Origin of the sequence: Nocardia sp. NPDC056541 (genome assembly GCF_042794235.1) — a bacterium.
Taxonomy (GTDB): Bacteria; Actinomycetota; Actinomycetes; order Mycobacteriales; family Mycobacteriaceae; genus Nocardia.
This window is the reverse complement of sequence record NZ_JBHTUD010000019.1, coordinates 59,001-82,269: the sequence shown is the minus strand read 5'-3', so window position 1 is coordinate 82,269 and position 23,269 is coordinate 59,001. Positions and strand designations below refer to the sequence as shown.

Annotated in this window: 23 protein-coding genes; 15 read left to right on the top strand and 8 right to left on the bottom strand. The window is 66.8% G+C overall.

Annotated elements, in window-relative coordinates:
- Positions 1-5 precede the first annotated feature (5 nt).
- On the top strand, positions 6-581 hold the full coding sequence (locus ACFQ9R_RS28255) for a TerD family protein (RefSeq protein ID WP_067457219.1): 576 nt from the start codon (positions 6-8) through the stop codon (positions 579-581).
- 69 nt (positions 582-650) lie between these two features.
- Here the strand turns inward: ACFQ9R_RS28255 and ACFQ9R_RS28250 are convergent, their stop codons facing one another.
- The 3 genes from ACFQ9R_RS28250 to ACFQ9R_RS28240 all read right to left on the bottom strand — a co-directional run bounded on the left by ACFQ9R_RS28250 (position 651) and on the right by ACFQ9R_RS28240 (position 3,820).
- A complete protein-coding gene (locus ACFQ9R_RS28250) occupies positions 651-1,568 on the bottom strand; it encodes an ABC transporter substrate-binding protein (RefSeq protein WP_378994684.1) in 918 nt (305 codons plus the stop codon).
- Positions 1,569-1,579: 11 nt separating this feature from the next.
- Positions 1,580-3,031 (bottom strand): MFS transporter, encoded by a 1,452-nt coding sequence (locus ACFQ9R_RS28245; RefSeq protein ID WP_378994682.1) that lies wholly within the window; start codon positions 3,029-3,031, stop codon positions 1,580-1,582.
- 186 nt (positions 3,032-3,217) lie between these two features.
- Positions 3,218-3,820: a GntR family transcriptional regulator gene (locus tag ACFQ9R_RS28240; protein WP_378994680.1), complete on the bottom strand. Its 603-nt coding sequence runs from the start codon at positions 3,818-3,820 to the stop codon at positions 3,218-3,220.
- A gap of 149 nt (positions 3,821-3,969) precedes the next feature.
- On the opposite strand from ACFQ9R_RS28240, the gene ACFQ9R_RS28235 reads away from it, so the two are divergent.
- On the top strand, positions 3,970-5,775 hold the full coding sequence (locus tag ACFQ9R_RS28235) for an alkyl/aryl-sulfatase (protein WP_378994678.1): 1,806 nt from the start codon (positions 3,970-3,972) through the stop codon (positions 5,773-5,775).
- Positions 5,776-5,893: 118 nt separating this feature from the next.
- Complete coding sequence (locus tag ACFQ9R_RS28230) at positions 5,894-6,292, top strand: nuclear transport factor 2 family protein (protein WP_378994675.1); 399 nt, start codon at positions 5,894-5,896, stop codon at positions 6,290-6,292.
- On the opposite strand, the gene ACFQ9R_RS28225 is transcribed toward ACFQ9R_RS28230, so the two are convergent.
- Positions 6,279-6,725, bottom strand: coding sequence for a hypothetical protein (locus tag ACFQ9R_RS28225; RefSeq protein WP_378994673.1), 447 nt, complete (start codon positions 6,723-6,725; stop codon positions 6,279-6,281). The genes ACFQ9R_RS28230 and ACFQ9R_RS28225 overlap by 14 nt on opposite strands.
- A 183-nt stretch (positions 6,726-6,908) precedes the next feature.
- Between ACFQ9R_RS28225 and ACFQ9R_RS28220 the strand changes: the two genes are divergently transcribed.
- The 5 genes from ACFQ9R_RS28220 (at position 6,909) to ACFQ9R_RS28200 (ending at position 12,086) form a co-directional block, all read left to right on the top strand.
- Positions 6,909-7,286 (top strand): SHOCT domain-containing protein, encoded by a 378-nt coding sequence (locus ACFQ9R_RS28220; RefSeq protein ID WP_378994671.1) that lies wholly within the window; start codon positions 6,909-6,911, stop codon positions 7,284-7,286.
- 54 nt (positions 7,287-7,340) lie between these two features.
- The gene (locus ACFQ9R_RS28215; RefSeq protein WP_378994669.1) at positions 7,341-9,236 is read left to right on the top strand and encodes an alkyl/aryl-sulfatase; all 1,896 of its coding nucleotides are present in this window, start codon (positions 7,341-7,343) and stop codon (positions 9,234-9,236) included.
- Positions 9,237-9,335: 99 nt separating this feature from the next.
- Positions 9,336-10,979: a SulP family inorganic anion transporter gene (locus ACFQ9R_RS28210; RefSeq protein ID WP_378994667.1), complete on the top strand. Its 1,644-nt coding sequence runs from the start codon at positions 9,336-9,338 to the stop codon at positions 10,977-10,979.
- Position 10,980: 1 nt separating this feature from the next.
- The gene (locus ACFQ9R_RS28205) at positions 10,981-11,640 is read left to right on the top strand and encodes a GAP family protein (protein ID WP_378994665.1); all 660 of its coding nucleotides are present in this window, start codon (positions 10,981-10,983) and stop codon (positions 11,638-11,640) included.
- 47 nt (positions 11,641-11,687) lie between these two features.
- Positions 11,688-12,086, top strand: coding sequence for a hypothetical protein (locus tag ACFQ9R_RS28200; RefSeq protein WP_378994663.1), 399 nt, complete (start codon positions 11,688-11,690; stop codon positions 12,084-12,086).
- A 52-nt stretch (positions 12,087-12,138) separates the two neighbouring features.
- Here ACFQ9R_RS28200 and ACFQ9R_RS28195 read toward each other — a convergent pair whose 3' ends face one another.
- Positions 12,139-12,453: an SHOCT domain-containing protein gene (locus ACFQ9R_RS28195; protein WP_378994661.1), complete on the bottom strand. Its 315-nt coding sequence runs from the start codon at positions 12,451-12,453 to the stop codon at positions 12,139-12,141.
- 12 nt (positions 12,454-12,465) lie between these two features.
- The gene (locus ACFQ9R_RS28190) at positions 12,466-12,888 is read right to left on the bottom strand and encodes a DUF6325 family protein (RefSeq protein ID WP_378994659.1); all 423 of its coding nucleotides are present in this window, start codon (positions 12,886-12,888) and stop codon (positions 12,466-12,468) included.
- A 120-nt stretch (positions 12,889-13,008) separates the two neighbouring features.
- Between ACFQ9R_RS28190 and ACFQ9R_RS28185 the strand changes: the two genes are divergently transcribed.
- From ACFQ9R_RS28185 to ACFQ9R_RS28175, 3 genes are read left to right on the top strand one after another with little or no spacing between them, the layout of a single operon-like run.
- On the top strand, positions 13,009-13,665 hold the full coding sequence (locus ACFQ9R_RS28185) for a GAP family protein (RefSeq protein ID WP_378994656.1): 657 nt from the start codon (positions 13,009-13,011) through the stop codon (positions 13,663-13,665).
- Positions 13,666-13,679: 14 nt separating this feature from the next.
- Positions 13,680-15,344 carry a SulP family inorganic anion transporter gene (locus ACFQ9R_RS28180; RefSeq protein ID WP_378994654.1) on the top strand — a complete coding sequence of 555 codons (1,665 nt, stop codon included), beginning with the start codon at positions 13,680-13,682 and terminating at the stop codon, positions 15,342-15,344.
- 28 nt (positions 15,345-15,372) lie between these two features.
- The gene (locus ACFQ9R_RS28175) at positions 15,373-15,996 is read left to right on the top strand and encodes a DUF4203 domain-containing protein (RefSeq protein ID WP_378994651.1); all 624 of its coding nucleotides are present in this window, start codon (positions 15,373-15,375) and stop codon (positions 15,994-15,996) included.
- Positions 15,997-16,035: 39 nt separating this feature from the next.
- Here the strand turns inward: ACFQ9R_RS28175 and ACFQ9R_RS28170 are convergent, their stop codons facing one another.
- A complete protein-coding gene (locus ACFQ9R_RS28170; protein ID WP_378994648.1) occupies positions 16,036-17,634 on the bottom strand; it encodes an MFS transporter in 1,599 nt (532 codons plus the stop codon).
- Between the two features lie 218 nt (positions 17,635-17,852).
- Between ACFQ9R_RS28170 and ACFQ9R_RS28165 the strand changes: the two genes are divergently transcribed.
- Positions 17,853-19,142, top strand: coding sequence for a helix-turn-helix domain-containing protein (locus ACFQ9R_RS28165; protein WP_378994645.1), 1,290 nt, complete (start codon positions 17,853-17,855; stop codon positions 19,140-19,142).
- Positions 19,143-19,160: 18 nt separating this feature from the next.
- Here the strand turns inward: ACFQ9R_RS28165 and ACFQ9R_RS28160 are convergent, their stop codons facing one another.
- Complete coding sequence (locus ACFQ9R_RS28160) at positions 19,161-20,156, bottom strand: AraC family transcriptional regulator (protein ID WP_378994642.1); 996 nt, start codon at positions 20,154-20,156, stop codon at positions 19,161-19,163.
- A 108-nt stretch (positions 20,157-20,264) separates the two neighbouring features.
- Between ACFQ9R_RS28160 and ACFQ9R_RS28155 the strand changes: the two genes are divergently transcribed.
- Genes ACFQ9R_RS28155 through ACFQ9R_RS28145 form a run of 3 tightly spaced genes read left to right on the top strand, consistent with a single transcriptional unit; the run spans position 20,265 to position 23,228 of the window.
- Positions 20,265-21,236, top strand: a complete 972-nt coding sequence (locus ACFQ9R_RS28155) for a quinone oxidoreductase family protein (protein ID WP_378994639.1) — start codon at positions 20,265-20,267, stop codon at positions 21,234-21,236.
- Between the two features lie 26 nt (positions 21,237-21,262).
- Positions 21,263-22,129 (top strand): TauD/TfdA dioxygenase family protein, encoded by an 867-nt coding sequence (locus ACFQ9R_RS28150; RefSeq protein ID WP_378994636.1) that lies wholly within the window; start codon positions 21,263-21,265, stop codon positions 22,127-22,129.
- Positions 22,130-22,175: 46 nt separating this feature from the next.
- Complete coding sequence (locus tag ACFQ9R_RS28145; protein ID WP_378994633.1) at positions 22,176-23,228, top strand: 3-keto-5-aminohexanoate cleavage protein; 1,053 nt, start codon at positions 22,176-22,178, stop codon at positions 23,226-23,228.
- The last annotated feature ends 41 nt before the right edge of the window (positions 23,229-23,269 follow it).

The following is a 23,269-nucleotide window of genomic DNA, read 5'->3' as shown; positions in this document are numbered from 1 at the left end:
TCGATATGGGTGTCAGCTTGTCCAAGGGCGGCAATGTCTCACTGACCAAGGCGGCGCCGAACCTCACCGCCGTCGCGGTCGGCCTCGGCTGGGATCTGCGGACCACCACGGGCACGGACTTCGACCTCGACGCCAGCGCCATCGGCCTCGGCGCCGACAAGAAGGTGGTGTCGAGCGGGCACTTCGTCTTCTTCAACAACCTGAAGTCGCCCGAGGGCGCGATCGAGCACGCGGGCGACAACACCACCGGCGCCGGCGACGGTGACGACGAGACGATCAACGTCGACCTGGCCAACACCCCGGCCACGATCGACTCCATCGTGTTCCCGGTCTCGATCTACGACGCCGCCACCCGCAACCAGTCCTTCGGCCAGGTGCGCAACGCCTACATCCGCGTCCTCGACCGCAGCAACGGCGAGGAACTGGCGCGCTACGACCTCTCCGAGGACGCGTCCACCGAAACCGCCATGGTCTTCGGCGAGCTGTACCGCAACGGCGCCGAGTGGAAGTTCCGCGCCACCGGCCAGGGCTACGCCTCCGGCCTGGAAGGCATCGCCCGCGATTTCGGCGTCAACCTCTGAGGTACCTGCACTGCCGGTCAGCTGCGGGGACCCCCGAAATCCGGGTCGCCCACGCAGCTGACCAGCGCGCTATCTGTACGCCACGGTGAGTTCGGCGCTGTCGACGATGCGCGTGTCGACGAGTTCTGCGAACGGGGGTGGTGTGCGAACCATTCTTTCCTGGTGGAGAATTCGCATCCATCGGTCGCTGGCCTCGGCGTCGATGCGCACAGTGTCCCAGGTTCGAGAATCCTTGATGCGCTCGCAGGAGCGAGCCAGGGTCGCCGGGGCGAGGTGGGGCCAGTGCTCTGCGAGCAGTGGCCCGAGCTCACGGACCGTCGTCGTCCGCAACCGCCGCATCGACTCGCCGAGAGCCGAGGTGAAGCCGACGAGCCGGTCGAAGAGCTCCTCGACGCGGTCGGTCCGGCAGTAATAGACACTGTTCGGGCCGAGACCGCCGACTTCGGCGTAGTCGATCGCGATGGTGCCGGTTCCATTGTCCTGCAGCACTTGCGCGGTGGTCATGTCGAGGACGATCGCATCACCGAGCCCGGCCTCGAACAGTTCGACGAACATCGGGGTGGACAGATCACGCAGGAAGGTGATGCCCGCGGGGTCGACGCCTGACTCGCGGATCAGTCCCGCGGTGAAGGCGTACGGGGCGCTGCCGCCGATCCCCGGCGCGAGGACGGTGCGGCCGGTGAGATCGGCCCAGTCGATGGCGCCGGTACCGGGACGGGTCACCAGCGCCTTGGGGAACTGGTGGTTGAGCTGGGCGAACACCGTGAGTTCGCGCGGAGTTCCCCAGTACATCCCGGGTACCCACAACCCGCCCAGGGCGATATCCGCCGCTCCGCTGTCGAGATCGTCGAGCACCCCTGTCCAGGGATCCTTCGCTGTCGCAGTGACTTTCACGTTGTGCTCCGCGAACAGGCCGAGGTGATCGGCGTAGTACTCCGGCAGGTAGTTCAAGCCGTGTGCGGTCGCGGATATCGTCAGGTCGAGCATGGGTCGGCTCCTCAGCGGGGTTGTTCGGTGACGGCTTCGAGTGACTTACCGAAGGTTTCGGGTCCGAATCGGGCGGCCACCACCAGCAGGGCGTACATGACCGCGATCATGAAGAACACGCCGGGCACGCCGGCGAGGTCGAAGAAGAACAGCGCGGCGAACGGCATGACAGCGCCGGCCACATTGCCGATGCCGTTGACCACCGAGGTGCCCATGGCCCGGACTGAAGTCGGGAACAGCTCCGGCGACCACACCGACAGCATGGTGTTGAGCATCATGGTGAAGAACTGGAAGATCATGCCCAGCACCAGGATCAGCGCGGTCGAGTTCGCGAAAGTGGCGAAGGTGATCGCGGAGACGCAGCCGAGCACCGCGGCGGACATCACCGTGCGGCGCCGTGGCGCCCGGCCCGCGAGATACGACGCCGCGCAGGCGCCCAACAGGCTGCCGACATTCATGATCATCGTGAAGGCCAGCGAGTCCGACAGCGAATATCCGCGCGATACCAGCAGGATCGGCATCAGGAACAGCAGTGTCACCTGCGCGCCGAACGACATCCAGGAGGCAGCGCCGATGGCCACGGTGTTGCGGAGATTGCGACCTCGGAAGACGGTGAGATAGGACGACTTCGTGGGAACCGGAATGTCGGCTTCGGTGACGTACGGGGTGACGACGCCGGGATGACGCAGTCCGGTGACACTGCCGCTGCCCAGCTTCGACAGGCTCACGTTCGCCGCGTGAATGTTGCCCTTCGACAGCAGGAACCGTGGCGATTCGGGCAGGTAGCGGCGGAAGAACACGACCAGCACGGCCGGCACGGCCAGGATCACGTAGGTCCAGCGCCAGGAGCTGTCGTTCCCGCCGAGGACGTTGTTCAACGGGCCGAGCACCAGCCAGAAGAACCCGAACGACGCGATGTTGCCGATGCCACCGGAGGAGATGTTGAGCGTCGCCAGCAGTGTGCCGCGATGACGCGTGGCCACGATCTCGGCGAGAATCGCCAACCCGACGGTGAATTCGCCACCCAGTCCGATGCCGACGACGAATCGGCTGGCGAGCAGCATCTCGTAGTTCACCGCGACCGCGCTGACGAGGCCGCCGAGGGTGTAGACGAGCAGGTTCAGACTCAGCGCGGCGCGCCGGCCCCACCGGTCGGCGAGGTAGCCGCCGATGAGTCGACCGGCCAGGCCGCCGAGCACAGTGACGGTGTTGATCATGGTCAGCTGCGCGTTGTCGATGCCGAAGGATTCCTTCAGCAGCGGACCCATCGCACCGGTCGAATTCTGTTCCAGTGAATCGAAGAACAGGCCCGCCATCAGCAGCGAGATGACGACGATCTGTACTCGGCCGAAACCGATGCGGTCCAAGGCCGAGGACAACCCGGCGGAGACTCCGGGTTCGGTGGCAGGCGACAGAGAGGGGACGGTGACGGCGGTGAGTTCGCCGGGGGCGGTGTGGGACATGTCGGAACTCCGGGTACGGGAGTGTGACGCCGACAACGGTCGTATCGGCGAGCCGACTACAGCGTGGAACTGGAATCGCACTGCCTAATTTGTATACAGTTCCTGTGACGTACGAGTTTCGCTCCTTGTGCTTCATGTTAAGCCATCGATATATTCGACTGGACTGTATACAACTAGTGGCAGTGGCTAACGATCGAACTCCGCCGAGAAGAATTGTTCGTCCCGGCGCAGGTGCTCATCCATCAGATAGCCCGCCTGGACCGCCGCACCGTTACGGATCGCGATCGCCACCGCGCGATGATCGTCGGCCGAGGTCTCCGGGTTGTGGCCGAGACTCCACTGCACCCGCTGGTTCAGCGTGGCGAGCATCTCGCGCAGCTGTTCGTTGCCAGAGGCGGTCGCGATCAACTCGTGGAACGGCGTCTGCGTGTCCGTCTCGCCGTCGGCGACCCGCGAGATGTCGTCCGCGACCACGCCACCCCGTCCTTCCGCCGCGAGCTGTGCCGCCAGGACCTCGAGACCCCGCCGCACCTGAAGTAGCTCGCGACCGTCGTGGATCAACGACGACGACACCGTCGCACCGCGATGGCGGACGATGGTGACGAAACCTTCGGTCTGCAGCCGGGCCAGTGCCTCGCGTACCGGAATCCTCGATACTCCGAACCGTTTCGCCAGGGCTTCCTCGACCAGCCGCTCCCCGGCTACGAGCCGACCGGCCAGGATCTCCGCGCGCAACGCCCGCGCGATCGCGTCTCCCGACGAATTCTCAGCCGATACCGGATCTGCCACACCCGCAGCTTAGGCGGATGCTCGACACGACCCCGCCGTGGCGTTACCGACCGCGCGTGCGCAATTCACCCGCTGCGGGTGAGGTGGCGAGTCTGCGGGACGCCGAGCATCGAGTCGACGCGTCGACCGAGCTGAGGAGCTGATTTGCGATGGCATTGGACTACGACGATCGCACCGATTTCGAGAATGCTGATCGCGGGTTCATCAAGACCCTGACGCCCATGCGGATCGCCAAGGCCGACGGCACGGTCGTTTTCGACACCAGCGGATACGAGTTCCTCGACGGGCCGTGTCCGGAAACGATCAACCCGAGTCTGTTCCGGCAGGCCCAGCTGTGTGTGAAGAACGGGCTGTTCGAGGTCGTGGACGGCATCTATCAGATCCGTGGTTTCGACATCTCCAATATGACGATCGTCGAGGGCGATACGGGCATCATCGTGATCGATCCGCTCATCTCGGCCGAGTGCGCGGCGGCCGGGTTGGCGTTGTATCGCGAGGAGCGCGGCGACCGGCCCGTCACCGGTGTCATCTATACCCACTCCCACGGGGACCACTTCGGCGGTGTCGACGGCGTGCTGCCCGACGGTCGTGGTGACGTGCCGATTCTCGCGCCGGCCGGTTTCATGGCGGAGGCCGTTTCGGAGAACGTCTACGCGGGTGTCGCGATGACGCGGCGCGGCACCTACATGTACGGCATGGGGATGACGCCCGGACCCGAAGGCCAGTGCAGCACCGGGCTGGGCATCCAGGCCTCCCATGGCACGTTCGGCCTGATCCCGCCCACCGTCGACATCACGCGTACCGGCCAGCAGGAGACCGTCGACGGCGTGCCGATCGTCTTCCAGATGACCCCGGGCACCGAGGCTCCCGCGGAGATGAACTTCTATTTTCCCCGCCACCGCGCCCTCTGTCTCGCCGAGAACGCGACCCACAATCTGCACAACCTGCTGACCCTGCGCGGCGCGCAGGTGCGCGATCCGCGGATCTGGTCGCGCTACATCGACGAGGCGATCGAGATGTTCGCCGTCGACGCCGATGTCGCGTTCGCCTCGCACCACTGGCCCACCTGGGGTGCCGAGAACATCATGGGATTCCTGTCGGTGCAGCGCGACCTGTACATGTACCTGCACGACCAGACACTGCGGATGATGAACGAGGGACTCAACGGCCCGGAGATCGCCGAACAGTTCGAGTTGTCGCCGAACCTGGCCGACGCGTGGAGCGCCCGTGGCTATTACGGGTCGGTGAGCCACAACGTCAAGGCGGTCTACCAGCGCTATCTCGGCTGGTTCGACGGGAACCCGACCTCGCTCTGGGAGCACCCGCGTACGGCGAAAGCGGTCCGGTACGTCGAGACCATCGGCGGCATCGACGCGGTGATCGAGAAGGGACGTGCCTACGCCGACGCGGGCGATCTGCGCTTCGCCGCTGAGCTGCTCACCCATGCCGTGTTCGCCGAGCCGGACAACAAAGCCGCGAAAGACGCACTCGCCCAGACCTATCGAACACTCGGCTTCGGGGCCGAGAACGCCACCTGGCGCTGCTTCTACCTCACCGGCGACAACGAACTGCGGCACGGAATCCAACGGACCGAGCTCGACCTCGGCGGCGGGATGGCCGCGGCACTGTCGGTGGACCAGCTGTTCGACTCGATCGCCATCCGGGTGAACGGTCCACGCGCGGCGAAGGATTCGTTCCGGATCGAATGGCATTTCACCGACCAGGACTCTGTCGTGCGTCTCACCCTGTCCAACGGCGTCCTCATCCAGACGCCCGACCCACGGTCCAAGGCCGATATCGACCTCACCGTCACTCTCACCAAGCCACAACTGCTCGGCATTCTCGCGGGCAAGGGCTTGGCCGGGATCGACCACACCGGCGACCCCGGCGTCCTCCAGCGACTGTTCGGTCTCCTGGACATCCCCGACCCGAATTTCGCGGTCGTGACACCGTAACCGTGCGTCGATGCGGCCGCCGCCGAAGCTGGGCGCGGCCGCATCGCCGGTCAGTGCCGCGGGCAGCGCGTTCCATTCGTCCAAGACCGCCGACCGCGCCCAGTCTTAGCGTTGCCGCATGGCAACAACACGAACTTCTTCCGGTCGCACGGTCGATGACCAACTCCTGGCCGTTCTGGACGAGTGGCAGGTGGCGATCGTCGCCAACGATGCGGACCGGATCGGCTCCTATATGGCCGACGAGTGGATCATGGTCTCCGAGAACGGCATGACCACCGCCGAACAGTTCCTGGCCTTCGTCCGATCGGGTGACCTCACACACTCGGCGATGAAGCGCGTCGGTGAGCCCAGAATCCGATACCACGGCGAACTCGCCCTGCTGACGACCAGGGTCACCAATACCGCTCACTACCAGGGCATTCGATTCGACGCCGACGAATGGACCACCGACGCCTTCATCCACGCCGACGGCCGATGGCGCTGCGTGCTGACCCAGATCACCGCTACGAAGACGTAGCCATCTCGGACACGGGGACCACCTGCACGCTCAGGCCCGGTCGGGGGTTCCAGGTGGAGATGGCCCAGATGACGACGAGGTCGATGCCGATGATGATCACCGACCACCACGGGCAGTACGGCAGGGACAGGAAATTGGCGATGATCGAGAGGGCGGCCAGACAGTAGGCGGCGATGCGGGCCCAGGACGCGGTCAGAATCATCCCGACGGCGACGGCTACGAGGAGTACACCCAGCGCCAGGTGGATCCAGCCCCAGGCGCTGACGTCGAGCTGGTAGCTGTATTCGCTCGGGATCAGGAACATCTCGTCCTCGGTGACGTCGGCGATACCGCGCAGGATGCTCAGTGTGCCTGCCACCAGGAGCATGATCACCGCGAGCATGGTGACGCCCGCCGCGAGACCCTGGCGGACGGGATGCGAGGTGATCGTCATGGATTCGACGGTAGGGGCTGTCGGGGACGATCCGGATCCCCCGTTATGGGTGAGGTCGAGCGGTGCGGACGGATTCACCCGATTCGGATGATGTGTGCGGGCACGGGCTTCGCGACGATGGCGGCAAGGGTTGAACCGTAACCGCCGCCCGGTGGTCACGCATCACAGAAGTGAGGTCGAATCATGTCGTCGGTGTGGGACGTTCTCTGGGTCATCATTGTGAGCTTCTGCTTTGTCGCCTACCTGATGTTGATGTTCTACCTGCTCACCGATCTTTTCCGGGACCGGTCCACCTCGGGCTGGGTGAAAGCGGTGTGGGTGGTGTGTCTGATCCTGTTCCCGCTGATCACCGGACTGGTGTATCTGATCTTCCGCGGTAGCGGCATGGCGGAACGGACCGCCGAAGCGCAGAAGCAGGCACGCACGGAGACCGACGATTACATCAGGCAGGCCGCGGGCACCAATTCCGCCGCCCAGATCGCCGACGGGAAGAAGCTGCTCGACGCCGGCGCCATCACCGAGGCGGAATTCCAGCAACTCAAGGCCAAGGCTCTCTCCTGAAATCCGCGAACGACTGCGCGATCCGGCGTCGCTCACAGACAGGAACACCATCTGATGACCAGTCAGCAGGATGCCTCGGCCAGCGTCGAAGCCAACAACGAGACGTTGCTGCGCACGCTACCGTTCGATGACAACCAGGATTTCGCCGATGCCGAGCGTGGGTTCGTCGCGGCGCTGACGCCGGGGGTGGTGAAGAACGCCGCGGGCAAGGTGGTGTGGGACATCGACGCCTACTCGTTCCTCGACGGCGAGTGCCCGCCCACGGTGAATCCGAGTCTGTGGCGGCAGTCGCAACTGTGTGTGAAGCAAGGCCTGTACGAGGTCACCGACGGCATCTTCCAGATCCGCGGATTCGATCTGTCCAATATGACGCTGGTCGAAGGCGACGCCGGCGTGATCGTGATCGATCCGCTGATCTCGGAGGAGACCGCCGCCGCCGGGCTCGCGCTGTACCGCGAGCATCGCGGCGACCGCCCGGTGACCGGGGTGATCTATTCGCATTCCCATATCGACCATTTCGGCGGTGTGAAGGGGGTGACCACCGAAGAAGAGGTGGCGGCCGGGCATTGCCCGATCATCGCGCCGGTCGGTTTCACCGAACACGCGGTCGAGGAAAACGTGTACGCGGGCACCGCGATGGCGCGCCGGGCGGCCTATATGTACGGCGCCGCACTTCCCCGCGGACCGAAGGGGTCGGTCGGTGCCGGCCTCGGGCCGACGAATTCGCTCGGTACCCCGACCTTGATCTCGCCGACGGTCTACATCGACCACACCGGGCAGACCGTGACAGTAGACGGGGTGAGCATCGAATTCCAGATGACGCCGGGCACCGAGGCGCCATCGGAGATGAACTTCTACTTCCCCGACCGGCGGGCGCTGTGCATGGCCGAGAACGCCACCCACACCCTGCACAATCTGCTGACATTGCGCGGTGCGCTGGTTCGCGATCCGCACGTGTGGTCGAGTTACCTCACGCAGGCGATCAACCGATACGCCGCCCGCACCGATGTTGTGTTCGCCTCGCACCATTGGCCGACCTGGGGAACCGATCGGCTGACCGAATTCCTTTCGGTACAGCGCGATCTCTACGGCTATCTCCACGACCAGACTCTGCGGGCATTGAACAAGGGCTCCACCGGCATCGAGATCGCCGAGGACCTGCCCTTGCCGCCCGCCGTCGTGAACTCGTGGTCGACCCACGGCTATTACGGGTCGGTGAGCCACAATGTCAAAGCGATCTACCAGCGATACATGGGCTGGTTCGACGGCAATCCCGCCACGCTGTGGCAGCACCCGCCGGTCGCGAACGCCCGGCGCCATGTGGATTTCATGGGCGGTGCCGACGAAGCCATCGCCAAGGCGCGAAAGTCCTACGACGAGGGCGACTTCCGCTGGGTGGCCCAGGTGCTCAACTACGTCATCTTTGCCGACCCCGATAATGCCGAGGCGAAAGCGCTACAGGCCGACACGCTCGAACAGCTCGGCTTCGGCGCGGAGAACGGCACCTGGCGCAACTTCTTCCTGATGGGCGCCTACGAATTGCGCAACGGCAATGTCGGTACTCCGCTGGCGACGTCGTCGGCCGATATTTCCGCCGCCCTCTCCGTGGAGCAGCTGTTCGACGCGATCGCGCTGCGCGTCGACGGCCCGCGCGCGTGGGACGCGAGGATCGTCATCGATTGGCGCATCACCGATTCCGGCACGGTGCACCGCACCGAGCTGCGCAACGGACTGCTCGTGCACTTCGACGTCGAAGGCGACCTCCCGCCCGCGCAGGCGACGTTCACGCTCACCGAAGCGGACCTGCGCGCGGCACTGCTCGGTGGCCAGGATCTGGCGAAGATGATCGGCGACGGTCGCGTCACCGCCGAGGGTGATCCCACCAAGCTGGCCGAACTGGTCGGCTACCTCGACGCCCCCGACCCGGATTTCGCGATCGTCACCCCCTGATCCACCGGTCCGCCGTCGAAGGAGCTGCGATGGGCGCGAGGGCGACGGTGCGGCGGCGGACCGGTGACTGACATCGTGCGGCGGGTACGACGGTGGTTCGTGACCGAGCGCATGTCGAAAGCCGATGTCGTCGCGGGGATTCCGGGTGCGATCGGCGGGGTGCCGGACGGGATGGCGGCGGGTGTTCTCGCGGGGGTGAGCCCGGTGCACGGGCTCTACGCGAGCATGGCCGGGCGATTCTTCGGCGGGTTCGGCACCAGCACGCAGCTGATGGTGGTCACCACGACGAGTGCGTCCGCGTTGGCGGTGGGTTCGACCCTGACCGATGTCGAACCGGATCAGCGGTCGGGCGCCATCGTGATGTTGACGCTGGTCGCGGGCGCGATGATGATCGTCGCCGCGATGTTGCGGCTGGGCAAGTACACCCGGTTCGTCTCACACTCGGTGATGACCGGGTTCCTGCTCGGCATCTCGGCCAACATCCTGTTCGGCCAGTTGCCGAGTCTGCTCGGTGCGCCGGTGCGGGGGTCGATCGCGGCGGAGAAAGCGCTGCACGTGGTGCTGCATCCGTTGGACTTCGACTGGCGGGCAGCCGTTGTCGGCGTACTCGCGATGATGCTGCTCATCGGGTTGGCACACACGCGGCTGCGCACGGTCGCCGCCCTGTTCGCCTTGGTGGTGCCGATGATCGTCGTGCTCGCTTTCGGCTGGAGCGAAGTCGGCACGGTCGCCGACACAGGCGAGATTCCCACCGGGATTCCGCTGCCGCACCTGCCGGACTCGAGCACGCTGTCGCTGTCGTTGGTCGCCGGGGCGTTGGCGGTGACGCTGATCGTGCTGGTCCAGGGGGCGGGGGTTGCGGAGTCGGCACCCAACCCCGGCGGGACGCGAAGCTCGGTCGATCGTGATTTCACGGCGCAAGGCATCGGCAATGTCTTCGCCGGGTTGTTTCGTGGAATGCCGGTCGGTGGGTCGGTGGGGCAGACGGCGATCAACGTCTCCTCCGGTGCGCGTGGCCGCTGGGGCGGAATGTGGTCGGGGCTCTGGATTCTGGTGATCCTGGTCGCGCTGGCCGGGGCGGTGGGCAGGGTGCCGCTGCCCACGCTGGCCGCGATACTGATGGTCGCCGCAGCGCGGTCGATCGATCCGGACCGCCTCGTCGCCATCTGGAGCAGCGGCGCGATCTCACGGACCGCGCTGCTGGTGACCTTCTTCGCCACCCTGCTGTTGCCCGTGACGGCGGCAGTCGGGGTCGGGGTCGGGTTGTCGCTGCTGCTGCAGCTGAACCAGGAGGCCATCGATTTGAAGGTGGTGCGGTTACGGGTCGAGGGTGAGCATCTCGTCGAGGCGAAGGCCCCGACCTCACTGTCCGACAACGAGGTCGTGATCCTGGATGTCTACGGCAGCCTGTTCTACGCGGGCGCGCGCACGCTGCAGGCCAAGCTGCCCGACCCCGACGGCGCGCACGAGCCCGTCGTCATTCTGCGCCTGCGAGGGCGCACGAGCGTGAGCGCGACCTTCCTGCACGTGGTCGGCGACTACGCGCGCCGGCTGGACTCGCTCGGTGGCCGCCTCTACCTCAGCGGTGTCGACCCGCACATTCGCGACGTCTGGACCGACGACCTGCTGCACGCACAGGGCCTGCACATCGAATTCTTCCCGGCGACAAGCACTCTCGGCGAGTCGACACTGGCCGCCTACGCCGATGCCGAGGTTCGGATCCACCGAGAGCGGAGGGCGTGACGTGGGCGGACTGATGGCATTGCTGTTGCCGGAGATCGTGGGATTGATGGTCACGCCGGGCGCGGTGATCGGCTGTGTCCTGTTGCTGCGCTCGCGCGACCCGGTGCGCAACGCATCGATGTTCGGGCTCGGGTTCCTGGTCGTGTATTCGATCGTCGCGCTCGCCGCGTGCATCGGCGGTGCGCCGGACCCGGGAGCTACCACGGCCCAGACCTCCCACATCGCCGGACTCGTGGTCGGTCTGATCTTTCTGGCTCTCGGCGTCGTCATGCTGGTGCGGCCCCGTCGGCACACCGGCGAAAAGCCACGCGTGCTCGACGAGCTCGCCACCGCGGGCCCCCGCAAGGCCTTCGCGATCGGCGTCGTACTCGGGGTGTTGAACCCGAATCTGTTCATCATGATGTCGGGGATGAGCGTGATCGCCAGCTCCGCCGTCGGCCTGGCCGACGCGCTGTTGGCGACCGCGATCCTGCTCGTCGCGGCGGTCGTCGACTTCCTGATTCCGATCGGGATCTATCTCGCGATGGGCGAACGGGCCGAGCGCAGTCTGGCGGTCGCGCAGGCGTGGATGTTGAGCCACAGCCGGATGCTGACGTTGTCGGTACTGCTCGGATTCGGTGCCCTGTTCACCGCTCGCGGCATCGTCAACCTCGCCGGCTGAGGTGACTCTTCGGAAAGGACGCACCCGCGCTCGCCGGTGGCGCGTTCGTGCTGTTCGCGTCGAATGTGGTCGCGATGATCATCACGTCGACGATCGTGCTGCTCATCGCCGGGTACGCGGGCGAGGCCGATCCGGCGACGATGCGGCGAGGCAGGGCCTACCTGGTGCTCGGCGCGGCGCTGGTGCTGGTGGCGATCCCGATGGTGCTCAACTCGCTGTCGACTCTGTGGGCCGGTCAGATCGCCGACGCGGCAGGCGACTGGCTCCGGGACACTCCGGACGCGCAGGTCATGGACGTCACCCTGCACAGCGATATCGCGACCGTCTCGGTGCTGGGCCCCGCGCAGTTGCCGCCGCGCGAGGAGTTGCAGCGGAAGGTGGACGAGCTCGTGCCGTGGGACCCGAAGGTGGTCATCATCCACACGGTCGGTGGTCGTGTGCAGTGATCACAACCCGCCGCCCCCGGCACCGTGGCCGGGGGCGGCGTTCGCCGGAAACTCAGCTGAGCAGTTTGGCTTTCGCGGCGGCGAATTCGGCGTCCGACAGTGCGCCCGCGGAATGCAGCTCGGCCAATTTGCCGAGCTGGGCGACGGTGTCGTTGCCCGCACTCGGCGCGGCGGGCGGCGGGGGAGCCTGTTGCGGCGGCGGAGGCGGTGCCTGCTGTTGGGCGTAGGCCTGTTGTTCGGCGGCCCGCTGCGCGCCGCGCCGGTTCACCGCGTTCGAGGTGGCGGTCGCGGTACCCGCGACGACCGCGGTTCTGGCGATGGTGCCGATCAATCCCGGTCGCCCGACGCGACCCCGGCGAAGTGGCATATCGATTCCTTCCTAGGCGAGGGCGAGCGCGGCGTCGACGGCATCGCGCGGTACTTGCACGTGCAGCGCGACCTCACCGTCGGCCGCGCGCACCGCGCCTGCCAGGCGCAGCGCCCACGTTTCCTCGAAAACGATGACGACGGCGGTCGTTCCCGGTTCCATCGACGCCCGGACTACGTCGAGGTCGTCGTCGCTGACGAGGTCGATGTCGGCCGCCGTCAGACCCGTCAGACCCACCGCGGAGATGTCGTCGTCGATCTCGCGTTCGGTGATGGCGCCCGCGTCGTCCATGGACAGCACGATCAGATCGAGCAGCGTGACCGTGCCTTTCGCGACGATCTCGGCCAGTGCCGCGGACACGGATTCGTCGATCTCGGTGCCGGGAAAGGTGAGCACAAGGAATTCGACCGGTCCGAGCGTTGCTGGTGATCCCATGGGCAGATCGTGCCCCCGGCGAGTGCTGGGCCGCTTCACCCGATTCGGATGAAACAGCGAGCGCGCAGTTCACCCGGAAAGTGTGAGGCGCGCCCGGATCGGCCCGCTTAGCGTCGTGGCATGGGCTCAGTAATCGGCGGTCTCCTGCCACTGGCGGTGGGTGTGGCGGTCTCGCCGATCCCGATCATCGCCGCCATTCTGATGATCCTGTCGAAGAACGCGGGCGGTGCCGCGAAGGGCTTCGCCGTGGGGTGGGTGGCCGGCATCCTCGTCGTGACCGGCGTGATGACCATGCTCGCCGGGACACTGGGCGGCACGGACAGCGAACCGTCGACCGGCGCCTCGATCGTGAAGATCATTCTCGGCGTCGCGCTGGTGGTCTTGGCGGTGATCCAGTGGCAGGAACGGTCGCAGACCGAGGTGCCCGGCTGGATGAAGGCGATCGACACGCTCACGCCGGTGAAGGCGCTGGGGCTGGGAGCGCTGCTGTCGGGCGTCAATCCGAAGAATCTGCTGCTGTGTGTGTCGGCGGGTGTCGCGATCGGGGCAGGCGGTCTGAGCGCGGGGGGCGACCTGGTCGCGATCGTGGTGTTCACCTTGCTCGCCTCGGTCACCGTGCTGGCCGTGGTCGTGGGATACATGCTCGCGGCCGACAAGCTCGGTCCGATGCTCGACAGCCTGCGGGAGTGGTTGCAGCTCAACAACCATGCGGTGATGGCGATCGTGCTGTTGATCATGGGCGCTGTGGTCGTCGGCAAGGGCATCGGCGGGCTGTAGCGGTGTCGATACCGGTGTTCGAGTCACTGCAGGGGTATCGGCGGGCGTGGCTGCGGCCGGATGTGATCGCCGGTCTCACGGTGTGGGCGGTGCTCGTGCCCGAAGCGCTGGCCTACGCGTCGATCGCCGGGGTGCCGCCGGTGGTCGGCCTGTACGCGGCGGTGCCGTCGCTGGTGCTCTACGCGCTGGCAGGCAGTTCGCGGCACCTGGTGGTCGGCCCGATGTCGGCGACCGCGGCACTGTCGGCGGCGATCATCGCCCCGCTCGCGGGCGCGGACAACGGCCGCTACATCGCGTTGACGGCCGCCCTCGCCATCGCGACCGGCCTCGTCGGTCTGCTCGCCGGTCTCATCCGGCTCGGCTTCATCGCCGCGTTCATCTCCGAACCGGTGCTCAAGGGCTTCATCGTCGGACTCGCCCTGGTCATCATCATCGGGCAGGTGCCCAAGTTGCTCGGCGTCGACAAACACGACGGCAACTTCTTCCGGCAGGCGTGGGGCATCATCACCGAGCTGGGCCATGCCCAGTGGCGCACCGTGACGGTCGGCCTGATCAGCCTCACGCTGGTGCTCGCACTGCGCCGCTGGCTGCCGTTCGTTCCGGGCGCGTTGGTGGCGGTGGGGTTCGGCATCATCGTCGTGACCTTGTTCGGACTCGACGACAAGGGTGTCTCGATTGTCGGTCATATCGACTCGGGACTGCCCACGCTCGGCCTGCCGTCGGGAGTGTCGTTCGGTGACTACCTCGATCTGCTCGGACCCGCCGTGGGGGTGTTGCTGATCGGCTTCGCCGAGGGCCTCGGCGCCGCGAAAACCTATGCGGCCAAGGCGGGTTACCCCATCGACGCGAATCGGGAGCTGCTCGGCCTCGGCGCCGCCAATCTCGGCTCGGGGCTGAGTTCGGGGATGGTCGTCAACGGCAGCTTGTCGAAGACGGCGGTCAATGGTGGCGCCGGGGCGAAGACCCAGCTCAGCGGGCTTGTCGTGGCCGGGCTCACCGTCGTCACGCTGCTGTTCCTGACCGGGTTGTTCGAGAAGCTGCCGGAGGCCACCTTGGCGGCGGTCGTGATCGCGGCCGTCATCGAGCTGGTCGACATCGCCGCCCTGCGCCGCCTCTACCGGGTCTGGACCCACATGCTCGCCAGCATCTACGGCAAGGCGGCACGCGCCGACTTCCTGGCCGCGATGGCCGCGATGCTGGGCGTGCTGATCTTCGATACGCTGCCCGGCCTGCTCATCGGTATCGGCGTGTCGATGCTGCTGCTGGTGTACCGGGCCTCGCAACCGCATGTGGCCGAGCTCGGTAAGGAAGGGTCGTTGTGGGTCGCCGCCGTCCGGCACCCGGACGCGGCGACGCGCCCCGATCTGCTGGTCGTCCGGGTCGAGTCGGGGCTGTTCTTCGCCAACTCCGGTTATGTGAAAGACCAGATCGAGGGGCTGTGCACCGACCGCACCCGGATGGTCGTCCTCGACGCCGAGACCTCGCCCTCGGTCGACGTGACCGCCGCGGCGATGCTGCTCGCCCTGCGTGACACGCTGGCCGCCCGGCGCATCGGGTTCGCGATCGCGCGACCGGTCGCCCAGTTCGGTGACGCCCTCGGCTCGGCCGAGCACGGTGACGTCCCGGTCCCGATCTATCCCACCGTCGCCGCCGCGGCTGCGGCACTGTCCGGCTCATGAACATGCTCGCCTGCCGAAAGGAACGCAGATGAACGGCATTCTGGTCGCGCTCGTCGGAGCGCTGTTGTGCTTCTACGGGATTCGCTCGGTCCACCTGGGCTTGCTCGCGATCGGGTTCGGTCTCGGCTGGCTGATCGCGGACCTGTTCAACGCGAGCTTCTGGTGGCTGTTGCTGGCCGCGCTGATCGGAGCGGTGTCGGTCTGGGTGGTCACCTCGCTGGTGTTCCGTTTCGCCTCCTATTTCATCGGCGGTCTGACCGGCGTGATGATCGGCACCAAGCTGGCGACGGTGTTGCAGCCCGGCGACAAGAACGTCGCCCTGAGCATGATCGTCGCGCTCGCGGTGGGCGTGTCAGGCGCGTTCCTGGCACAGAAGTTCCGGGCCCGCGCACTGCTGTGGTTGACCTCGATCGGCGGCGCGAGCATGATCTGCAGCGGTGTCGCGCTGTTCAGCGACTCGCTGTCGTTCCTGCGCGACCCCGAGCCCGGCTGGCAGCAGGTCACCGCCACCCTGGCCTGGGTGGGTCTGTCGATCCTCGGCTGGATCACCCAGCGCCACCTGTTCGCCGAGAAGCTCGGCATCCAGCACCTGGTCGGTGACGACGACGAGCCGGACATGAGCGACCGCAACGGCGGCTGGCCCACGAGGTGACCAGCCGGCGGGAGGCACCGTCGGCTGGTCGAACCCGGATCAGTGGGCGGTGCCGCCCGTGGCCGGGGTGCGGCCGTGCTTCATCACCAGGGCGAGGGTGAGGGCGACGGCCGAGGCCGCCGCGCAGACCCAGAAGCCCAGTTGGTAGCCACGATCACCGAACAGGTCGGGCAGCGGGGTGGCCGGTTGAGCCTGTCCGCCGACGCTCACCAGGGCGCTCATGCCGTTGCTGTGCAGGAAGGCGGTGACGATCGCGAGTCCGATCGCGACGCCCATGGACTGCATCACGCCGAGCATGCCCATGCTGATGCCCTGCTGTTCCTGCGGAACCGCCTCCACCAGCAGGATCGGCATACAGGCGTAGTACATACCGAAGCCGATGCTGAAGATCGAGTTCACGATCAGGAAGTTGGTGGCGGTCAGCGGCAGGACCGCGAACGCTACGGCCGCTGCGGCGAAGATGACCAGTGCCGCGACGAGCGGCAGCCGGGCACCGACCCGCCTGGCCAGCAGGCCCGCGACCGCGCCGAAGATCATCGTGACCACCGAACCGAGCAGCGCGATCCGGACGGCGAACTCGAGCAGGGTGTATCCACTGCCGTAGGTATAGCCGGGATCGAGGGTTACCTGCACGGCCTCGATCGGCAGCGCCTGACCCGTCAGCTGCTGGATCTGGGCCAGGGTGCCCTGCGCAACACCGTCGACGACGGTCGACTCCGGCGGGGTCTGGGACATGTAGGCGATGGCGTAGGACACGATGCCGATCTGCAGGGACGCGAAGAGCGCACCGGCGAGGACCAGCGCCACGCGCGGATGGAACAGCAGCTTCATGTCCATGATCGGTGTGGTGGCCCGCTTTTCGACGAGGACGAACAGCACGAGCAGCACGAGGCCCGCGATCAGCCAGGCCAGCGTGGTCGGCTTCGACCAACCCCAGTCGTGGCCTTTGTCGACGTAGATCAGGGTGAGCGCGGCACCACCGGCGAGCAGCGCGGCGCCGACGATGTCGATGCGCTCGGTCACGCGGAGCTTGGACTCGGGCACGATGAACCACACCAGCGGCAGCATCACCACAGTGAATGCCCCCAGTACCCAGAAGATGGCACGCCAGCTGTGGTTGTCGACGAGGTAGCCGCCCAGCAGCGGGCCCGCGATGGAGGCGACGCCGAAGCCGGTCGCGGTGAGACCCAGCGCGAGCGGAACCATCTTGCGCGGCATCAGATCCCGGATGAGGCCGTAGGCGATCACGGCGGTCGCGATGGCGGTGGCTTGCAGGCAGCGACCGAACAGGAACACACCCCAGTTCGAGGTGGTCGCGTCGAGTACGCAGCCGATCACGAACAGGGCGCCGCAGATGAGGAACATCCGCTTCTTGCCCCAGACATCACTCATCTTGCCGATCAACGGAGACGCGGCCGCGCCGATCAATCCGAAAACGATGATGGCCCAGTTGATGTTGGCGCCGACGCCGGGGAAACTCGGGGCGATCTTCTGTAGCGCTGCCGCGACGATCGTGTACTGCATGGGTGCGATCTCGGAGAAGAGAACGATCACCGCTAGCACCGTGAAAATTCGTGCGCGCGAGGCGCCTTCGAGCCTTCCGGTGTCGTTGTCGGGCTGGATGGTGCTGGTGGACATGGCCACGCTCCGTTGTTCGAGCTGATAGAGATTTCGAGCTGGTAGATCCGCACGGCGAGCAGGGTTGTGCTCACAATCGTGGACGTTAGGTCCGTCCAGGGCAGGAGGAGCTCGGCCACGCCCCTTCTGCAGACAGTTGCAGACCCCGCACGCGGACCAGCACGGCGACGTACGCTTCCAACGATGATCGACCCGACTCATGCCGCGAGGCCGACCTCATGACCGAGGTCGGGCGCGCGCTGCGGGCCGCGCGCACGGCGGCGGGCCTGAGCCTGCAGGCGATGGCCGCGCGGACGAACTATTCGAAGCCGTACCTGGGCCAGCTCGAAACCGGCGTGCGGATGGTGCGAGCCGAGCATGTCGCCGCGTACGAGTCCGTGCTGCACACGTCACTGTGGGACTTGCACGACCGGCTCGCCGTCGAATCGGTCGGCGTCGCGCGAGACCTGCCCGCCCAGTTGGCGCCGCTGCTGTCGTTGTTGCCCGACGCGGACCTGCCCGCGCAGTTCAGGCAATTGTTGCGGCAGCCGCCGCCGACCCGTTCGCGCGACGGGTTCGCGCCCGAGGAAGTCGACGCGGCCGAGGAGCTGGCGCGGTGGGCCCGCGCCAGACAGTGGGACGACGAGTCACCGGTGCGAGCGCCGGTGACCGCTTGGTTGGCGATGAACATTCCTCGGTTACGACGCCTTTCGCCGGGAACCTCGAATGCGCCTGCGCTGCTCATTGGTGCCGAACTGGCCGATATCGCGGCCACCATGAGCTGGGATGTGGAGGACAACCGGGCCGCGCGGCGCTACTTCGTCACCGCCGCGCGGCTGGCGCACGCCGCCGGCGACCCGGCGCTGACCGGCGCCGTCCTCGCTGAGACAACCTGGCAGTGCCTCGACAACGGCTGTCCTGCGGAGGGGCTGGAGATCGTCCAGCTCGCGCAGTACATCGCGCGCCGCACCGCGACTCCACATCTGCGGTCGATCCTCGCCGAACTCGAGGCCTGCGCGCACGGCATCCTCGGTGACCGGGCCGCTTGCCTGCGGGCCAGCATCGTCGCCGCCGAATGTCGGGCAGAGGCGAACGAGGTGGTACGTGAGCCGGTCCCGGGCGATACCAGTCTCGCCGCCGTCGCGTTCAGCATGGTGCTCGGCCCACGCCGCGATTGGCCGGGCCCCGGCCGGCAGTCCCAATTACTCGGTCCGACCTACCGGGACCTTGCCGTCACCCGCCCGGATCTGGTTCGCACCGCCTCGGCCCATATTCGAGCACCGCGGCTCGACAGCTTCATCCCGGCCGCGATGGCGTTGATCTTCTCGGCCAGACTCCAACTGATGCTCCGCGAACCAGAGCGGGCCGCCGCACAGATCGAGCAGGCACTGGCGACGCACGGGGCCGCGATGCCTGCCCGCACTACCGCCCGCCTGCGCGACTTCCATTACGAAGCAGCCGAATTCGCCGCGGTTCCCGCCGTGCGCGGGGTCCGTACGACCATCGCCGAACTGGCCACTCACCGTTGAGTTGCGGCGATGGCGCGCTCACTCGCGTTGCCGCCACTGCCGGGGGCTGACTCCATACCTGGTACTGAACCACCGCGAGAAGTTGCTCACCGACGAAAAGCCGAGCAGGTCACCTACTTCGGTGAGGGAGTGGCGGCGGTTGGCCACCATCCGCTCGGCCAGTGCCCCGCGGATCTCGTCGACCATCGAGGTGAACGTCGTGCCGTCCTGGGCGAGCTTGCGGTGGACCGTGCGCCGGTCGACCCCGAGGCTGCGCGCCACCTGTTCGACGGTGCACCGGCCGGTCGGCAACAGCAGTTCGACGAGTTCGCGGACCCGGTCGGCGACCGTGGCCTCCCGCGAGGGCGCCATCGCGCCGAGCAACTGCTGCGTGTAGGCGTGCAGCAGCGGGTCGGCCATCGCGTTCTCCGCGTCGAGATCGCTGCTGTAGGTGAGGATTCCGTCGAAATCCTGATCGAACTCGACATGCGGGCCGAACATCTTGAGGTAGGTGGTGCTCTCGCGCGGGGCGGGGTGGGAGAAGCACACCTGCATCGGCCGCCAGGTGGGTCCGACGAAACCGCGGAGCAATCCGTGCAGCACCCCGGTGGTGAGTTCGACGGCCTGCCGCACGGGCACCGCTCGGCCGACGTCCACGCTCACCCGAATAGTGGCCATGCCGTTCGCCTCGATGACCTCGGTGTGCAGCGCCTCGTTGTACATGTGCTCGTGGCGCGACAGCAACCGCAGCGCGCTGCGCACGTCCGGTTCCTCGCGGATGACCAGGCTCAACGGGCCGAGGTTGGAGAAGCGGCGCAGCTGCGCCAATCGCACACCGAAGTCCTCGCGGCCGGATTCGGCGGCCGAGCGTTCCAGTAGCTCGGCGACGGCTTCGGCCGGAATCCAGCGGTCCTGCGTGCCGAAACCGGCCGGGTCGAGTCCGCAATCGCGGATCAGCCGGGCCGGTTCGAGCCCGAGCGAGCGCGCCAGTTCGACGTAGTCGTTCAGTGACGCGTACCTGGACAACGGCTTCATCCGACACCTCCTCGCTGTCCCGAAATGAATAGTTTTCTGTCCCGTGAGGGCAAATATCTCGGTGTGACCCACCCTACAGTTAGCTGCATCACACAGGAGGAGATGGCAGTGGCACACGCAATTCGATTCGCTGAAACCGGTGGTCCCGACGTGATGCGGTGGGAGTCCACCGAGGTCGGTGAGCCGGGGCCGGGCCAGGTCCGGATCCGGCACGAGGCGGTCGGTCTCAACTTCGCCGACACGTATTTCCGCACCGGTCTGTACCCGGCGGCGTTGCCTGCGGGCCTCGGCGTAGAGGGGGCGGGCGTCGTCGAAGCCGTCGGCCCCGGCGTCGATTTCGCGCCCGGTGACCGCGTCACCTACACCGGCAGTCCGCTCGGCGCGTACAGCACCGAACGGATCATGCCCGCCGAGCACCTGATCGCCCTGCCCGATGCCATCGCGTTCGACACCGCGGCCGCGACCACGATGCGCGGCCTGACCACCGCCTACCTGTTGCGCCGCATCCATCCGCTGCGCGCCGGCGACACGGTGCTCCTGCACGCGGCGGCGGGTGGGGTCGGTCAGCTGTTCACCCAGTGGGCGAAACTGCTCAGGGTCAGTGTGATCGGCACCGTCTCCAGCGAGGAGAAGGCGGCGGTCGCCCGCGCCAACGGCTGCGACCACGTGGTGATCTACACCCGCGAGGACGTCGCGACCCGGGTCCGTGAAATCACCGACGGCGCGGGCGTTCCCGTGGTCTACGACAGCATCGGCAAGACCACCTACCAGTCCTCGATCGACTCCCTCGCCCGGCGCGGGCTGCTGGTGTGCTTCGGCACCGCCTCGGGTCCGGTGCCGCCGATCGAGCCGATGCAGCTGGCCGTGAAGGGCTCGCTGTACGTCACCCGGCCCGCGCTCGCGGACTACATCGCCGACCCGGCCGAACGCGCCGAACTGGCCGGTGAACTGCACGACCACCTCACCGCGGGGCGCCTGCGGGTCGAGATCAACCAGCGCTACGAACTCCCGAACGCCGTCCAGGCCCATCGCGACCTCGAAGCGGGCCGCAGCGTCGGCGCGTCGGTCTTCGCGATCTGACGCGCCCACCGGAAAGGAACAAGCCAATGACCGTTCGAACCGCGATCCACGCGGTGCCGCTGACCGCGACCATCGGCGCGCAACTGCACGGGGTGGACCTCGCCGAGGCCGCCGTCGACGACGCCCTGTTCGCCGAACTGCGCACCCTGCTGCTGCGCCACAAGGTGCTCTTCGTCCGCGACCAGGACATCACTCGCGCCGAACACGTCGCCCTCGCTGAACGTTTCGGCCCGCTCGAGGACCACCCGGCCCTCGGCAGCGATCCCGACCACCCTGGTCTCGTCCGCATCTACAAGGACCTCGACAGTGCGCCCGAGCACTACGAGAACGCCTACCACTGCGATGCCACCTGGCGGGTCAATCCGCCGATGGGCGCCGTGCTGCGCTGCGTGGAAACGCCGCCCGTCGGCGGCGACACCATCTGGGTGAACATGGTCGAGGCGTACAAACGGCTGCCGCAGTCGGTGAAATCCCAGATCGCGCATCTGCGGGCCCGGCACAGTATCGAGGCGAGTTTCGGCGCCGCGCTCACGGAGGAGAAGCGGCTCGCCCTGCACGAGCGTTTCCCCGATGCCGAACATCCGGTGGTGCGCATTCATCCGGACACCGGCGAGGACATTCTGTTCGTCAATTCCTTCACGACGCATCTGGTCAATTACCACACGCCGGAGAACATCCGATTCGGCGCCGACTACGCGCCGGGCGCGAGCGAACTGCTCAATTACCTGATGCGCCAGGCGAGTATCCCCGAATACCAGGTGCGCTGGCGCTGGACCGAGAACAGCTTCGCGATCTGGGACAACCGGTGCACCCAGCACTACGCGGTCCAGGACTACTGGCCCGCCGTCCGCAAGATGGAACGTGCCGGGATCGTCGGCGACCGTCCCTTCTGACATTCCCTTTTTCGATAACCCCCGCAATTCCGATCGGAGTACCCCCATGCATTTTCACGACGACGCACTGTTCCCCGAAAACCAGGAAAAGCTGGTTATCACCGTCGCACCGTACGGCCCGGAATGGGAACTCGACGACTTCCGCGACGACCTGCCGCTGACCATGGACGAGCACGTCCAGGCGGCTGTGGACTGCTATGAAGCCGGCGCCACCGTGCTGCACATCCATGTGCGTGAACTCGATGGCAAGGGCTCCAAGCGCCTGTCGAAGTTCAACGAGCTGCTCGGCCGCCTGCGCGAGGCCGTGCCGGACATGATCCTGCAGGTGGGCGGCTCGATCTCGTTCTCGCCCGAAGGTGAAGGCGCCGACGCGAAATGGCTCACCGACGACGCCCGGCACATGCTGGCCGAGCTCGATCCCAAGCCCGATCAGGTCACCATCGCGATCAACACCAGTCAGATGAACATCGTCGAGCTGATGACCGACGACGATATCGCGGGCACCTCCTTCGAGCGGCCCGAGGTGTACGAGGCCTATCGCGAGATGTTCGTCCCTGCGGGTCCGACCTGGGTCGCCGAACACCTGAAGCGATTGCAGGCCAACGGCATTCAGCCGCACTTCCAGCTGTCGAGCATCCCGCAGCTCGAGACCGTGGAGCGGCTGATCCGGCGCGGCGTCTACACCGGCCCGCTCATGCTCACCTGGGTCGGCATCGGCGGCGGCTTCGACGGCCCGAATCCCTACAACATGATGGAGTTCATCCGCCGCACCCCCGACGGCGCCGTGCTCACCCTGGAGACGCTGATGCGCAGCGTGCTGCCGGTGAACACGATGGCCATCGCCATGGGTCTGCACGCGCGCTGCGGCAACGAGGACACCCTGTGGGGTCGCAAGGGCGAGAAGATGACCTCGGTCCAGCAGGTCCAGCAGCTGATCCGGATCGCCGGTGAGCTCGGCCGTGAGGTCGCCACCGGCAAGGAAGCGCGCGAGATCTACAAACTCGACGAGCACTACGCCGACGCCGACGAGACGCTCGCCAAGCTCGGGTTCGCCCCGAATCGCCAGCCGGGCCAGGTCGGGTTCACCCACCACGCCTGACCCTTCCCCTTCTCGACAACCCGGTGGACGTCAGCGACGAC